General features: G+C 57.2%; 13 protein-coding genes. 6 read left to right on the top strand and 7 right to left on the bottom strand.

Annotation, left to right across the window (positions count from 1 at the left end):
- The coding region (locus J2Y41_RS17170) for a phage integrase N-terminal SAM-like domain-containing protein (protein WP_396133556.1) at window positions 1-334 on the bottom strand (334 nt) is incomplete at its 3' end.
- Between the two features lie 475 nt (window positions 335-809).
- Here J2Y41_RS17170 and J2Y41_RS17165 point away from each other — a divergent pair.
- A complete protein-coding gene (locus J2Y41_RS17165) occupies window positions 810-1907 on the top strand; it encodes a site-specific integrase (protein WP_309930240.1) in 1098 nt (365 codons plus the stop codon).
- A 5-nt stretch (window positions 1908-1912) separates the two neighbouring features.
- The gene (locus J2Y41_RS17160) at window positions 1913-2245 is read left to right on the top strand and encodes a helix-turn-helix transcriptional regulator (protein ID WP_309930239.1); all 333 of its coding nucleotides are present in this window, start codon (window positions 1913-1915) and stop codon (window positions 2243-2245) included.
- 288 nt (window positions 2246-2533) lie between these two features.
- Here the strand turns inward: J2Y41_RS17160 and J2Y41_RS17155 are convergent, their stop codons facing one another.
- Window positions 2534-2791, bottom strand: a complete 258-nt coding sequence (locus J2Y41_RS17155) for a hypothetical protein (RefSeq protein WP_309930238.1) — start codon at window positions 2789-2791, stop codon at window positions 2534-2536.
- Between J2Y41_RS17155 and J2Y41_RS17150 the strand changes: the two genes are divergently transcribed.
- Both J2Y41_RS17150 and J2Y41_RS17145 read left to right on the top strand, forming a co-directional pair.
- Window positions 2792-3739: a hypothetical protein gene (locus tag J2Y41_RS17150; RefSeq protein ID WP_309930236.1), complete on the top strand. Its 948-nt coding sequence runs from the start codon at window positions 2792-2794 to the stop codon at window positions 3737-3739.
- Window positions 3740-3779: 40 nt separating this feature from the next.
- Window positions 3780-4013 carry a hypothetical protein gene (locus J2Y41_RS17145; RefSeq protein WP_309930233.1) on the top strand — a complete coding sequence of 78 codons (234 nt, stop codon included), beginning with the start codon at window positions 3780-3782 and terminating at the stop codon, window positions 4011-4013.
- An 806-nt stretch (window positions 4014-4819) separates the two neighbouring features.
- Here the strand turns inward: J2Y41_RS17145 and J2Y41_RS17140 are convergent.
- The 3 genes from J2Y41_RS17140 to J2Y41_RS17130 form a co-directional block, all read right to left on the bottom strand.
- Entirely contained in the window at window positions 4820-6097 is a 1278-nt protein-coding gene (locus J2Y41_RS17140) for a S8 family serine peptidase (protein WP_309930231.1), read from the bottom strand.
- 96 nt (window positions 6098-6193) lie between these two features.
- Window positions 6194-7315 (bottom strand): pyridoxal-phosphate dependent enzyme, encoded by a 1122-nt coding sequence (locus J2Y41_RS17135; RefSeq protein ID WP_309930229.1) that lies wholly within the window; start codon window positions 7313-7315, stop codon window positions 6194-6196.
- Between the two features lies 1 nt (window position 7316).
- On the bottom strand, window positions 7317-8345 hold the full coding sequence (locus J2Y41_RS17130; protein ID WP_309930228.1) for a hypothetical protein: 1029 nt from the start codon (window positions 8343-8345) through the stop codon (window positions 7317-7319).
- A gap of 485 nt (window positions 8346-8830) precedes the next feature.
- Between J2Y41_RS17130 and J2Y41_RS17125 the strand changes: the two genes are divergently transcribed.
- Window positions 8831-12103, top strand: a complete 3273-nt coding sequence (locus tag J2Y41_RS17125; protein WP_309930226.1) for a hypothetical protein — start codon at window positions 8831-8833, stop codon at window positions 12101-12103.
- A 2-nt stretch (window positions 12104-12105) separates the two neighbouring features.
- On the top strand, window positions 12106-13431 hold the full coding sequence (locus J2Y41_RS17120) for a hypothetical protein (protein WP_309930224.1): 1326 nt from the start codon (window positions 12106-12108) through the stop codon (window positions 13429-13431).
- A 106-nt stretch (window positions 13432-13537) separates the two neighbouring features.
- Here J2Y41_RS17120 and J2Y41_RS17115 read toward each other — a convergent pair whose 3' ends face one another.
- Entirely contained in the window at window positions 13538-13711 is a 174-nt protein-coding gene (locus J2Y41_RS17115) for a hypothetical protein (RefSeq protein ID WP_309930222.1), read from the bottom strand.
- A 630-nt stretch (window positions 13712-14341) separates the two neighbouring features.
- A complete protein-coding gene (locus J2Y41_RS17110; protein ID WP_309930219.1) occupies window positions 14342-15397 on the bottom strand; it encodes a PDDEXK nuclease domain-containing protein in 1056 nt (351 codons plus the stop codon).
- Window positions 15398-15632: the final 235 nt, after the last annotated feature.

Here is a 15632-nt window from a genome sequence, read left to right as displayed (position 1 = left end):
CAGGATGCGTCAAGTAAGAGCAGAACATCGCCACGGCGTTGCTGTACGAGCGCAACGTTTTCAGGCTGATTGGCTTGTCGCCCGAGCGCAGATCGCCCAGGAAATCATCGATATCGGCGGGACGCCATTGCCACGGAAATTCGCCCGTGAAGCGCTGAAAACGCTCCAGCAGCTGGCAGCGCTGCTTGATGGTCTGAGTCGTGAGGCCGCGTGCCAGCATCTGCGCCCGCCAGCCATCGAGCATGGCAGTGAAAACCCGTTCATCAGCCCGGAATAGCCCAATGTCCGGATCCACCAGCATCCCCGGGACGAAACCCGGAACGGCACCACTCACAACGACCCCTAAACCATGGAAACATGCATTAGATGCAGGAAATCTACAGGCGCAAGGGATCCGGGCGCAAATTCAAGTCCGAGCCGAGAACCCTTTCGTCCTCGTCAATGCGTTCTGACCTGCGCAAACGTTGGATACGTCGCGGGACGGGAGTTCTCGCAGCTACTTCTACTCCCGTGGTTTTAACGCCGATAACGGATATTATGTAAAGTAGAACAGTGATTATTGCATCTGATGCACGATCACCCCTCCTCCGCCCAGTGCCACCCGGCACCGCGTCAATTGAAGCCGAAAAGTGCCTGTGACCTGCGGAAACACCGTGCGAACGGTCCGCCGGGCTACTCGTGAGTCCATTGTGCAGGCCCTCAGAAGCTGGATTGCATCAGACTGGAATTACCTTCTAATCCGCGGATTTGCGCGGGTTCTGCATTAATTGCATGATTCTTGCATCCAATGCAATGTCTCAGGAGGGTTCGTGGCGGTCGATTCAGCGGGACGGGTGCTCGACTTCGGCGCTGTGCGTTTCCTTCACCCGGAGGACCACGTGTTCACCCAGATGCTTACCGGCTGGCGCAACCAGCAGTTGAGTCGGAACCTGGCGTTTGGCACCATCGAGGGCCGGGAACGGTTGGTGACGCGGTTCCAGGAGTCCACGAACGAGTATCCATGGCAGTGGACGCCGGCCCACGTGGATGAGTTCTTCGGGGATCTTCGCAGCGTGAAGCACGCCGCGCAGTCCACCATCCGGAGCTACCAGGCAGCGCTGAGGGCGTTCTGCGCCTACGCAGCGTCGCCCGAGTATGGCTGGGACCGGGTCTGCGAACAGTACTTTGGAACGCACCCTTCGCAGGTCTGCTTTGACTGGAACACCGCGGTCCATGCGCAGGCGACAGAGTCAGCTCCAGTCCGGCGCCCGTTCACCAGGCAGGAGCTGCAGGCCTTCTTTGACCGGTCCGATGACGAGGTGGACCGGATCGCAACCTTGGGCCGCAAGGGCTGGCTGCCGGCCTACCGCGACGCTGTCCTCTTCAAGGTGGCCTACAGCTGGGGGCTACGACGCAACGAGGTCAGACACCTCCAGACCGTGGATTTTGCCCGGAATCCGCACGCCCGGGAATTCGGCAAGTACGGGGTTCTGCAGGTCCGCTATGGCAAGGCCATGAAAGGGTCTCCCCCGAAACGCCGCAGCGTCCTGACGGTGTTTGACTGGTCGGCGGAAATCATCGCCGACTGGCTGGAACGCGGCCACCGGCACATGACCGACGGGCTGGACCTGTTCCCCTCCGAACGCGGCACCCTCGTTTCCGAGACAGCACTGAACCGCAGGTTCAACCGCTACTGCGAAGACCTGGGCCTCTCCCCCGGACTGGACATCCACTCGCTGCGCCGCTCCTACGTCACCCACCTGATCGAAGCCGGCATGGACCCCCTGTTCGTCCAGCACCAGGCCGGGCACGAACATGCGTCGACGACGGCTCTCTACACGTCCGTTTCCAGCGACTACCGGGTCAAAACGCTGCGCCGGGCCCTGGACTCCACCGTCCGGGACGCCCTGGCCGGAATGGAAGACTGAACCTCATGAAACGAGAGATCGACTACCGGTGGCGGCTTGCAGAACTCATGGCAGCCCGGGGAATGCACAACAGCACCGACCTGAGCCCGTTGCTAAAAGAACGCGGCATCGAACTCTCCGCCTCCCAGGTCTATCGGCTCGTCACGCAACGCCCGGAACGTGTCTCGCTCATGATGATCGCCGCCCTCTGCGACATCTTCTCCTGCGGACCCGAGGACCTCGTCACCGTCACGGCAACAGATGCCAACGTCCGCAAGGTCGCCTCCGACGCCAACGTCGTGGACCTGAACAAGACCATCCGGCCCAAACGGGCCCGCGTGATCCGCGATGACGGCTGAAATCACACCGCGGATTGCCGTCCGCGGCCGGCCCCGCACGGCAGGGGCGTTCACCTGCGACAGATGCTCACGGGCAGCCGGCAGGCACCGCGCCAGCTGGCCAGAAGGCAGGATCTGCGGGACCTGCTTCACGATCGCCATGCGCACGCACGGACCCTGCCCCGGCTGCCGAACAGAGCGCATGCTTCCCGGGCGGTCTGCTGCCCACGGCGACCAACCGGTCTGTGTCGATTGCGCAGGCATCACGCAGGATTACCACTGCTCCCGCTGCGGCACGGAAACCGAGCACTACCGCCAGAACACTTGCGCACGCTGCTCACTTCGGGACGACCTCACCGTCCTGTTGCGCGTCGACGATGCCCGGGGATCGGAAACGACGGCGACGAAACTGCTCGGCGCGCTCTGCGGAGCCCAGCGCCCCGAAAGCATCCTCACCTGGCTCCGCAAAACCGGCGTCCGGGACCTGCCGCCCGGCTTGCCACCGGCGGCATCCCCCTCAGCCATGAGGCGCTGGACCAGGAACCAAACAGCCTGCGGGTGGAACACATGCGCAGCCTGCTCACCCACCACAAGCTACTCCCGAACAGGGACCACTACCTCGCCCTCTTCGAACGCTGGCTCACCAGCAAGCTCGAGGACCTTGACGACGCAGACATCCGACGGCCGGTCGAGTCTTTCGCCCGGTGGCACCACCTGCGGCGCATCAGGAGCCTCTCCGCAGACGGGAAACCCACCCGCGGCCCCGTCCACAGCGCGAAGCAGGAAATCACAGAAACCATCAAGTTCCTGACTTGGCTCAAGCTCACCCACGGACGGACCGTCGCCTCCTGCGTCCAGGCCGACGTCGACGCATGGCTGGCAGACGGCCCAACCACAAGGCACGCCATCAGGACCTTCTTCGTCTGGGCGGTCAAGAACCGGATTTGCACCAACATCACCATCGGATTCCGACAAGCCAAGACCGTGCCACTGCTCACCCAGGGCCAGCGGCTCGCCATGCTCAAAGCCTGCCTCAGCGACAACATCGACACCCTGCACTACCGCGTCGCCGCCACTCTCCTTCTGCTCTACGCCCAGCCAGTCGTGAAGATCGCCGCGATGAAAAGCACCGACGTGATCCTCACGCCCGATGGCCTGCGCCTGTCCCTCGGCGACGGAGATCCAGCGCCAGTACCGGAACCTTTCGCCTCACTGCTCACCCAACACCTGGCCTCACGCCCCAACTTACGCACAGGCAGCAGCTCAGGCAGCAAATGGCTGTTCCCCGGCTACCGGCCCGGGCACCACATCCACCCCAACACGCTCATGGAACGCCTCAGAGAAATCGGCATCGAACTCCTGGGCGCACGCAACGCATCCCTCCGCACCCTCGTGAAGGAAGTGCCCGCCCCGCTCGTTGCCGAAATGCTCGGCTACAGCTACCAAGTCACCCAGAAACACGCCGCCGCAGCGGCAGAACCGTGGTCGCGTTACGCAGTCACTGAGATGGCATAGATAATGGCCGAACAGGATCCTCCGTTGTTAGGGAGAACGCATGGCGCCCGGAACAATATTCGGTCTGGTACTGGTTGGGGCAGGAATTATTCTCTTCGCTATTTCACCTGCCCTGACGGAGCGGGCGGCGAGGATCCGCGTCGAATGGTTTCAGCCAAACCTGGACCTGCCGGCATTCAAGCGGCGAAACGTCAGGATACTGCGGATCATGGCCGGGGCTTGGGTTGGAATCGGCGTCGCCATTGCGATCCTTGGGCTTGTCTCGGCTAGATAACCTCGGTGGCAGAGTTTCTCAACTAACCACCACCAGACTGCTGGGCGGCACTATCGGCTCCACCGTTTAAATGCGGGCTCAGTAGCCAGCTGAGAATAGTTCGAAAACGGATAATCCTCGTTACCAGTAGTAATGACTCTAAGTGCGGTTGTTGCACATCCGATATCGGCTTTAAAATCACGGGAGTGGAAGTGGCTGCGAGAACTCCCGTGCGGGGATAGCGCCCGTTCTCTTCCTGCACATCCGTCCCCTTTAGAGGTCACAGCGCTCCGCCTTTGGCATTGCAAATACCGGTAACTGGACGGTTTGGCGGATTACGAAGGGTTGGAGACATTAGTAGTTGCGACCTATCCAAATACAGATCTCGAACCACTTACCGGCCTCAGCAACCTTGAATACCTGAGCATTACGCATCTACCAGGAGTCTCAGATCTGTCCCCTATTGCCCGTTGGAAGAAACTACGCACGGGAAGACAGGACGAGACTTTCTGAACCGAAGTCCCTGCTAGGGACCGAGGGGTCCATCCTAGGTTGGGATAGAAGTCTCCGCTCCCCTACGAAGACTTCTGAAGGTTAACCATCTGATATTCACCAGCCGACGTCGTCCGGAACCAGTTCCGGCACTCGCTTCCGGAACCCGCGTAGCTTGAGTGCGCCACCAACCGATTGAAGGTTCAGTACAGTTTTCACCGTACACCTCTTACTCGGCACAACAACTCGCCCGATACTTTCGGGGCCGCATCATCGATTCGCCCCCTTCGGAGCCCATACAGAGTTCTCGTGTTACCCGAATTTCATACTTGGCGCTATGGGGCAGTCGCCAGTCCCACACCAAAATCAACCACACTGCTGCCGTCTACGAAAACGTCATCCCTTGCCGACGAAAGCAAGCGAGCGGCAACGTTCTTAGCGGTCGACCCGCCGTGTTTGGCCTGGAGTTCCTCCCACCAAAGCGCTGCCACTCCTGCAACATGAGGACACGCCATGGAAGTTCCACTCTTAGTGACAAGACCGCCTCCGACCCTGGCCGACTCAATTCCAACACCTGGACCAGCGATAGAGGGAAACGTGTTCGAAAATTCTGCAATGGAGTACCCCGCTCCGGTTGATTCCACGGCTGCCACGGCAAGCACGCCCTCAGCTGCAGCTGGAAGGGAAGCAGCAATTTCAAAACTGGGGGAACCACGCCGTTGGCTCTCGTTGCCAGAAGCCGCAACCAGCAAAGTACCTGCCCCAAACGCTTCACGAGCGCGAATCATAGACATAAGCGCGTCAAACATACGGAGATTGCCCCGGTAGGCCTCCAACGCGCGTGAAGTGGCGACTTGGACTGGCCAGCCCTGTTCGGAGAGCTGGGTCACCATCCCTGGAAAGTCGAAACCGAGTGACATAGACACAACATTGGCCCCGTTATCGACAGCCCAGCTCAGGCCCTTAAAGGCCATATCTGAGCTGCCCCGCCCGTTATTATCGAGGATCTTTCCAATAAGCGCCCGAGATATGCCACGAGCTGTACCAATACGTTTACCTTCAATATCCCGGCCAAAAATAGTCCCCGCGCAATGTGTTCCGTGTCCAACGATATCCCCGTTGCCTACCCCGGTAAAGTCTTGCTCTATGAGTGCGACCCCTTGGAATGCGTCGTGATTAGCATCAATCCCAGTGTCCAGAACCGCCATGACTACGTCACGACCAGATCGCGAGCTTATGTCCGCATGCACTGCGGACACCCCCCAGGGACTGCCGCTATCTAGTGTCTCGCTTGCTAGTGGAACTATTAAATGAGTAGGCATGATCCGAGCTAAAGCTGCGATGTCCGGATCATTCGCTAGGTCACGCTTCTCTTGAGTACTCAATTCTGCCGTCTCAAGATGAGGTGTCGGCGGCTCATCAATTTGAACATAAGCGGAAGTCTGCAGATGATATTCATCCGGCATGGCGTAGTCTAGATCGAAAGCATCTACTGAGACGCTTTCAGATTCTTGCCGATTTGACCACTTAGTAACTCCTAGGTCACGCGTCAGTGACGTACCCCACCCACTCCGAGAAACGTCACGCAGAATTATGTACTCTTCATTATCCATTCCTACTCCTCATGGCCCCTTGGTGCTGGAACACCTGTACCAATAAAATACTGCTATGCAGAAACGGGACTTGAAGTCACCTTTAATTGCGCGCGATCAAAATGAACTCGCAATCGCCCTTCTACCCCATTCCATGCGAAACCAGCCTGCCTCTACGCCCGGAAGACTTGGGTCCGAGGAGCGTGATGATTGAATTTCCAAAGGAGAAGTTTGAGCACACCCGAAATCGACACCATTGCGATCGCGCCATTCCTCGGAAAGCAGGCTCCCCAAATAACGAAGCGCGGTGTCTGGAAAGATAACTACTACAATCCTATCTGGATGTAATTTTGCTTCCCAACTAGCCGCGACAAATGCAGCACCACTACTCCCACCTACCTTCACATTCTTTTTGTAAAGATCAGAGACTGCTTTAAAGGCGGTGTTGTCATCAACCCAATGGACGACGTCGTAAAGTGTTGGATCCAACAACGGCATAAAGCGATCACTTCCGAGCCCGCCCAACAGGTATGGCGACGGTCCGTGGCCAAAATTTGTGCTTCCGCAAGCATCGACTCCAACCAGCTCTAGCTCCGGAAATCCAGAATCTCGGAGGAACCTGGTGGTGCCCCCAGATGATCCTCCCGTCCCAACTGGCGCTACTAGAACATCAATAACGTCGAACTCTGATACCAAGAGTTCAGCGAGACGCCAATAAGAGTTGGGGTTGTCCGGATTTCCATACTGATTCACCCAACTAACGGCCCAACCCTTGGACCTATAGTCTTCGTCGATCTGTACCAGCCTCTCAACTCGCGCATCTTGCGACTCTGCATCAATCTCTTCAAGTCTTACACCCGATGCCCTAATGGCCTGCTTGGTGGAATCGTCAACAGTAGCCGGCACTAGGAGATGGAGTTCGAGGTTCATGGCTGCAGACACCTCTGCTAGTCCCGTGGCCATATTTCCCGAGGACGTCTCGATGAATATTCGATGTTCATGGTCCTGGCTAAGGGTTGCTACAGCCCCGATCTCCACGGAGGTAGCACTCTCACTGAAGAAACCACTTTCATCCAGCGTGAAATTCTCGGTGGGGTCCAGGGCACGTTCTATACAGTGACGAGCTGGTATGCGTTTCATAAACTCAAATGAAATTGCTACAAGATTGGGATTTTGCTGGGGTGACGGTTTGTACAGTCGGGGCATCCAGAGTGCGTCAAGGGGGCTGTTGAAAATCACGTCACTTCCGCCTTTCAGCAGCCTGTGTAGTATCGAATACGCGGACCTCGGTTGCTAGATGTTTACTATGCGTTCGAACATGATCCGAAAAAGAATCCAGCAAATCCCTCTCCACGGTAGATGGAAAGAGTGCCGTATGATAGGAGCCAGTATGGGCAACAGAGTAGCCAAGCGCTCCAAAATTGCTTACTGCATGGATCAAAAGTGGTAGATCTCTGCTAATATTTCGCTTTTGATTCTCATCGGCACTTGCCATGGCTAAAGTGGCCAAACGACGTGAATCCCCCGTTCGCACAGCCCGTTCAACTGATGCCCAGCGGACACGCCATAAAAGCATTTCAGGTTCGGTGTAGCTAAACTTCACAGATCCAGTACTTACAGAGTCACCCGTGCTCCACGTGATGGCCTTGAAAGATGGTGGACGCCATCCCATGACTTTTACCGGTGAAGTGAGAGGAAGGCGTCCGGCAACAACCGACGCCTGGGGATAAGTCAAGGCGTCTGAACCAGACTCTACTTCGGCATGAATTGAATAGATTTCTTCATAATCAAGCTCTCTGCCATGCTCACGAGCGGTGGCAATTATTGCTGCTTCGATTAGAGCCGAACTCGACCCCGACCCGGCGCCCACTAAGATGTCATGATACCCATAGACTTCATAATGCGGTTTTTCTTTGATTTTTAACCATTTCCATGTGGCGACAACGGAAATAGTGACAATTTTTACTTCCCCGTCATTCCAACCGTTTGCATGGACGGAAACCGCTGGGCTGTCATCGCCCGTCTGATACTGCGCATGGGAGCCTATTGGAGAATGCTTATGAGCTCGCACATCAACAAATGCACTGTTTAGATCATCGAGTAGCGAGAATACACCCATTGTATATCGCTCCCGACCATCAACAACGAGAGGAATGGGCCCCTGCAGATATTCGCCTTTATGGGTGAACACTTCCGCCGTAGCCAATGAACCGATAGCATCGAGAAGTGGCCTATTTGCCGGCTTTGGCATATAAAAGGTGGTCTCCACCGAACGAGCATAAGCCTCAGTCCAGTGCCTCCGCTAGAGGTCAAGTCAGCCCAGATAAGTGAGACGGTTGACTTCGTTTTCACGCGTGGGCTGACGCGAACACTGCCGATGAAGCCACAGCTAATTCCTGAACCCGGCATGGGGTCCGGCAGCTTCACTTTCGAGCAGTGGCCCAGTGACTTCGGTGGGGGCGTCCACCGTCGGCAAATACGAGCCTGCAGCAAGGGGACAGGGCCGGGTTTTCCGCATGACCGCTGCCGGACAGTTCCAACAACCTAGTCGCGGCACCCTATACAACCTGGCCAATCCCGCCTATTTGATCGCCCCGGCACACATGGCGCAGGGCTCGCACGTAGCAGTCCTTCCTGCTACCTCTTGCGCAACCGCGCAACAAGGCGCATTTTAGGTACCAAACTCTTTTTCGCTTGTTGAGTAAACAGCCGACGGCTGACGGAATCAATTCGTTCTCCATGGATGTGGTTTGTATGGCGCAGCCCGCACTGGAAGTTTTCCGCTTGGTAGCCCTCCGCGGCCCTGACACGGCTCTGACGACAGCTCCAGCGGACCAAGTATCACGCGATCTGGCTGTTCGTCGGCTTCGTGAACTCGGGTCGAAGCTGGCTTCGGCGGGGTGGTTAAACAATGCCCAAGAGACTGCAGACGACCTAAGAAACTTGCCTAAGCCGCTGGATTCCGGCGATATAGGCGCGCTGGCGTGGTCGTCGGTTGCCGATGCGTTTGCGACTGACCCAACCATTGACCTGAGCAAGGTTCTCCTGAAAACCAAAAGTGGTGACGAGGTTGACTTACAGAAATACGCACGGCGACTCGAGTTTGCGGCGGACGAGGCTGAATTGACCTTGTCTTGGTTGACCCTTGAGCTCAGAGCCAGGATGGGCTTGAGCCTTCCGGACAGTGTCCTCGTTAAACATCAGAATGCGCTGAAGTTCGCGGCGGTAATCCATTCCCTTGCATCTGAAGGAAAACTTGAAGAGCCGGCTGTGGTGTTCGGCCGGCCCTTGGTTCTCCCCGAAGGGTGGAGACGATTACGGCATCCCGACGTTGCGAGTTCGGAACCGGATGAATCTGTCAAAGGCAGTGTGCAGCCCCAAGCCATGCTTGAACGCATTCGCCAACTTCGAGGTTTTGTGAGGCCAAGCACACTCTCAGCTAGCAGGTTCCAGGAAGAAGCGAGGACCGGGGGCCGTGCTGTTAGGGTCGCCGCAACACTCCCTGAAGGCCCACAAAAGTGGGCTGCTGACAGTACACGCGTCGTGCAGGAAGCCGCATTGCTTCGGAGCGTCTTGGTTAAGGCCACTGTCCTACGTGATTCCGGGGCATTCAGGAACTCTTTCCCGAAGTTCCTAAATGCCTTGAGAGACAACCTGTCACTGGCAGAGAAAGCCGTATTTAAGACTTTCATGAATGGCCACTCGACGTCGGACTTTACCAGTCTGGCCATCGATCTGGACAATCAAGCAGGGGCGAAGTTGGTTACTGCCAACGAGCTGTGCCGGAAGATGCGGATCTTCCAAGAGGAACAAGAGGAGCTGCTACCCCTTGCGCAGGTGTCTCACTCGGCGGCCCGCCCAGCCATCCGGGCTCTCGGATGGGGAGATTTACTCGTCATCCGCGATGAGCTTGTCGGCTACGAGGCCGGCGAAATATCCCATATTGAGAATGCTCTCGCCGGCGAAAGCAGCTCTCGAAAGCATGATCGCCGGCACGGAACTGAAGTTCTCTCTGAGGACGAGACGACCACTGTGACCTTCACGGAAAATCAGTTGGCGACAACTGATCGATTTGAGATTCAAGCTGAGTCCGCCCAGACAATCGCATCAAATTTTTCACTGCAAGCGGGAGTCAACACCTCAGGTAAATACGGGCTCACTCAGGTTGACACGTCCGTGGCCGCAGAGCTTTCACGCTCGACTGACGAATCTACACGATCAGCCCAGACGACAGCACATGAAGTCGTCAATTCCGCCGTGAATCGAACCCAGCAGACCGTGCGTGCCCTCCGCCGTACGCTGACCACCGATTCAATCCGCGAGTTGACCAAGCATGCAATAAACAACACGAAGGACGCCGTGGGTGGGAAACCGCAGCCTCGAACAGACATCTACCGTTGGGTAAACAAAGTAGAACGACTGCAGATGTATGAGTATGGAAAACGGCTGATGATTGAGTTCACCATCCCTGAGCCAGGTGTGTCGTTAATCGAAGCCGGACAACCTATTCGGCCGTCAGTTCCGAGACCGCTGCCGCTGGGCATCGGACCATCGGACATCTCGGAGGGCAACTACCTGTGCCTTGCAGATCGCTATCAAGCACGAAACGTACCCACACCGCCGCCACTACTCATGCAAGTGGGTGCCGCTTTTGCAACACAGCCAAACTACGAAGAAAGCCATAAGTCCGCGGGAGCCACGGACAAGCGGGAGTTACCCATACCACCGGGATACTTGCCAATGAGTGGACGTTTCGCCTGCACCAGCCGAGGGCGAACACAGGAAAAAGCCGACGCCAACGATCCATCCGTCGGCCTTGATCTCATGCACGCTCACATGGCGGTCGGAGGGGAAAAGATCCTCGACTCCACAGACCAGGCGGATGTCAACTATGAGCCGCAGGGAGGGAGACCTTCCTACAACGGAACATTCGTATTGCATGCGCCAACCCTTACGGACGATCACGGCATTCCCATCACGGTTCGCTGGACAGGGCCAGATGACAATATCGCCACCATGAACGTTTACATCACCTGCCGACGAGGGGCAGGAGCCTTGGACGCTTGGAGACTCGAGGTTTATGAACACCTCTTGGACGCCCATGCGCGGCTTGAGGCTGCCTATCAGGATGCGATGCGACAGGCAGAGTTTGATCAGACGGATGCTGAGCAGGCCTTTGGAAACAGACCGAGCGACCAGAATCGCGCACTGGAGCGCACCGAGCTGAAGAAATGGGCCATAAAGCTGATGCGTAGCGTTCCATTCACTTTCGATTCGGTCATCGGTCACGAAGGTGTCCAGGAGATTGACCCTGTATCTGCCGATCTTCAAGCGCCCGTTGTGCGGTTCTTCGAGGAGGCATTCGAATGGGAACAAATGACATACATGTTCGCTCCATACTTCTGGGGTCGCCGCAGAACCTGGACGCTTCGTCAGAACCTCTCTGTCCCAAATGACCCTCGTCATGAAGCGTTCCTGCGAGCAGGATCTGCAAGAACCATCGTCCCGGTTACAGCCGGGCAGGAGGCCCGCGTCCTGGCCTATCTGGAGTCCGATACGAGTCTGCCGGAGTGGGGCAGTGACTTGGCCATCGAAGACTGGGATCCCGCTCATCCGTCCCAACGGATCCCGCCTACCAAGTTGGACACGAACACCATTGCTCCCGGGGACAGGCTGTTTCCTGATTTGTGGCTGGAGATTATCGATGAGTACAAGCGGGACGTTCTTCGCGGTTCCGGGAAGGCAGAGGTCACCCAAGGAAACGCGCAAGTTCGACTACTTGAGTCAGTCTCACTCCTGGATAAGCGGGACGTGGGTAGAGAGATCTACATTGATGCTGATCGATACCAAATAGAATCCGTTCAATCGGGGACAAAACTCACCCTCGACCGGCCATATCAGGGAGCCAGTGGCCAGAGAGTCTATGCCACAGGACCAGTTCCTCGCGGAGCTCCATGGGAAGTCCGCGTCCCAACCAACCTGCTGGCACTTTCCTCGAATGCAAGTGCCCTCGCTTCTATCCCATGACTATGGTCGACGTAGTCACCTATCAGACCCGGGCCGAGCTCGCCGAACTGGTGAGTCGTCAGCGGCACCGACAAGTCTATTCGCTGCGCTTGATGGCGGCCTCCGCTATTGCGGCAGCAGGACAGGTGCGCGATACCCGGCTGGACCGTCTGGAGAACCCTAGCCCTCCACCGCAGCCGGATTTCTGGTTCGATCTCCTTTTCGAGATTGCGTTGGCGCCAGCCTTTAGCCTGGGAGCGGGCCTGATAATGCGTAAAATCGCAAAGCCGATCCTGACTGCGCGTCTTGGGCCGTCGCGCCACCTGATGCCACGCCCAAGCGTCCCCGGCACTCCCTGGGTTCCCAAGCTCGTCCCCGCCGAGTCAGCCGACAGGGCAAGCAATGAAGTTGAGTCCCTTCTTCGTGTCAGGGCGGCAAATGCCGCGGACGACGTGGCCAAGAGTCAGCGGTTGGAGGAGCTTTGGGCCGGTCTGGCCAGCGGAACTGCCGACAGTTTGGCGGACATTGGGAAGAAGCACTGGGACGAGTCGCGCGAACAGCCTGCGGAAAAGCTTCCCTTCAAGTGGCCCATCCCACCGGAGAAGGACAGCCCCGCCAGCATGGTCGAGGAAGCAGTGCTCCGGGGGGTTGCCAGGCACGAAGCTGCCATAGGAGTAGTCTTCGACGCCTTCCTCTTCACTATCCATGATCCTGCACTAACGTCAGGCCAGGTGGAACTACTACGAATCTTCTTGAACGTCCTGGCGGAGCTGCCGAGCGTCGACGAGAGTGCAGCAAAGGATCTGCGTCTCTTCTACGAAACCTGCATCTGGTGTTTGATGTATCCACGCATAGCCACGACCAGCCCGCCAAAGTTGCCGAAGAACCAGTTTCTGGACGTATCCAAGATTGTTAAACCTGAGTCCAGGGTGCAGCTGCTTATTGACATTGAACTGGCGACGTATCTGGTCCGTCGGCTGCCTCGTCCCGGGGGTCGCGAGTCTTTCGCTGCTTACGCATCGCGGGCGACCCGTCGAAAGCCTCGTCAACCTGCTGAGAGCCTAAATTCAATCGGCAGCCGATGGCACGAACTCGGTGGAGGATTATCTGACTCTCTCGCAGCCTTTAATGAAGTGTCGGAGGAAGATAGGGCGGCCAGGACAACTCATACAGGACTTCTCGATAAAAATGGCGAACCTATCGAGGAGCAGAATCTGTTCATTTCAAGTTTCGCATACGCTGCGCTTGCGGAACATTTTCGCCGTTTATCACACGATATGCGAAGCGTACTGGCAAGGTTACAAACACAGCCCGCCTTGGTTTATGGCCAGCAGAAATCGGGCGGTTGAGGCAGTGCTTATGATCGAATGCTGAGGAGAAGCTGCTCCGTGAACGGGATTCGTTCCCTGTGGGTGCGGCTTGGTCTGGCACGTTGCCACTTCTTCCTCTGGTTCGCTATCGTGCCTGAACCGACTTCCACGATAATCCGTTCTGCCAAGGCAGCAGTTCCTTCAAGATCATGATGACCCCAAATGCCATGGCCAGTCCCTCGGGGGCATAGTAGATCGGAATGCCGTCCGAACTGGCAGCTATGCCAAAATCATCGTCGACACCCTCACCGCTAAGCACTGTTCAGCACTTCCATCAGTGTCCAGCGCCCACTTGAAGGTGCGAAGTCTGCAGTTTCATGCGCTCAGCGTCACATTTGCGTCAAGGAGATACTTACCTGACGTGGTGGCGCGGGCATCCTTAGCTCAAAGGGGAAGGTGTTTTGGGGCAGCCTTGTTACAACCTTGGTAGGAGGTCCGTACTTTCGTCAACAAGGTTCTGCCAATGCGCTGTTATAGAGCGATTGGCGGTGAAGGTCCGAAAAGTGAGCCATAGTGACGCCCACGAAACGGCTCACTTTTTCGACCAGCTGACAGCGATGCTGACTCTCGTGCATTGCCCAGACTGCCGAGAGTGATGTACACCCCATGCTGACGTCAGGGTGAAGCCCAGAGAGCGTCAGGATAGAACTCCGGTTGCACTTTTCTGACATCATGCTTTGGAAGTCTCAAAGCTCAAGCTGACACTTGCGGGGGAAGACTCTCAGTGCGACATATGGGTGCTTATCGGTATCTCTCGCTACGAGCTCGGTGGGCGGCATGAGTGGCCCAACCCAATTGTCCAAAGTTCGTTGGACTATTCAGTTCACACACTACTTGCGGGTAGACCCTGCCGAAGAGTCCTCTTGGCGTGGCGGGGCAGCTTTGGAACCTAGTCGGGGTTGGGCTGTCCATCATCTGGTACGACCCATTCGAGGGCTGCGACGAGGTCGCCTTCGTTGGGCAGTGCCCGTTGTTCGGACGTGGGGAGCTTGTCGTAGGTGTAGGCGGCCACGGCCATGGGCGAGGTTGATCGGCCCAGGCTGTACCTGACACTCCGGTCGTTTTTGGTGCCGCAAATGAGGATTCCGATGGTTTCGTTGTGGTGTTCGCGGCGCAGCATGTCATCGACGAGGGCGACGTAGAAGTTGAGTTTGCCGGCGTACTCAGGTTGGAACTTGCCGGTTTTGAGTTCGATCACTACGTAGCGGTTCTGGTCCATGTGGAAGAAGAGCATGTCGACGTAGTAGTCGTCGCCGTCGACGTCGAAGTGCACCTGCCGGCCGACGAACGAGAACCCGGGCCCAAGCTCGCGCAGGGTTTCGGTGATGCGGCTGGTCAGGGCCTGCTCCAGGTCCCGTTCGGCGACAGTGCCGGAAAGGCCCAGGAACTCGAAGTTGTACGGGTCTTTGGCGATTTGTTGTGCCAGTTCCGAATCCTGCGCAACAAGCTGTTGCGTAAAGTTCGATGGCGCCGCTCCGGTCCTTTCCAAGGTCCGGTTCATGATCATGTTCAGCAGGACGTTTCTGCTCCATCCATGTTCGACTGCTGCCACAGAGTAGGAGAGCCGGCGCTCCTGCGTAGCGAGTTTGTCCAATAGGACTGTGACGTGACCCCACGGCAATTGCGCAACAGCTTGTTGCGCGATTGGGCCCTTCTGCCATGCCCCTGCGAATGTTGTCATGTACTGGATGTTTCGGGGCGAGAGGCCCTTCATATCAGGGAACTCTTGGCGTAGGTCCTCCGAGAGTCGTTTGATCACTCCGCTCCCCCAGCCCTGCTGTTCCTGTTGCTGCCGGACCCCCTGACCGATCGCCCAGTAAAGCTCGATGAGCTGGGTGTTGACGGTCCGCAGTGCCTTGCTCCTGGCCACCTTGACTGTCGCCTTCAAATCCGCGAGAAGGTCCAGATAGCCGAAGGGCAAGTCCAAGTCACGCGAGTAAGTCATGCGCTCAACCCTATCGGGCGCCACTGACGCTCAAGGTGCAATGGTCCAGACACCGTCTGGACCATTGAGATTTGCATGGCTGCGACGGGCGCGCCTTGGCTCTTGACATCGATACGTCAGTGGCCGAAGCAATCGCATAGCACCCTCAGCGAGCCCATCACAAAAGGTAACGTCCCGCCGTCGTCCCCGGTACCGGGATCTATTCTGGGCAGTAACTGCCGACCGATCGCGAAGG

It is taken from the genome of Arthrobacter sp. 1088, assembly GCF_031455315.1.
Lineage (GTDB): Bacteria > Actinomycetota > Actinomycetes > Actinomycetales > Micrococcaceae > Arthrobacter.
The sequence above is the reverse complement of the archived record's forward strand: the minus strand, read 5'-3'. Positions and strand labels throughout refer to the sequence as shown.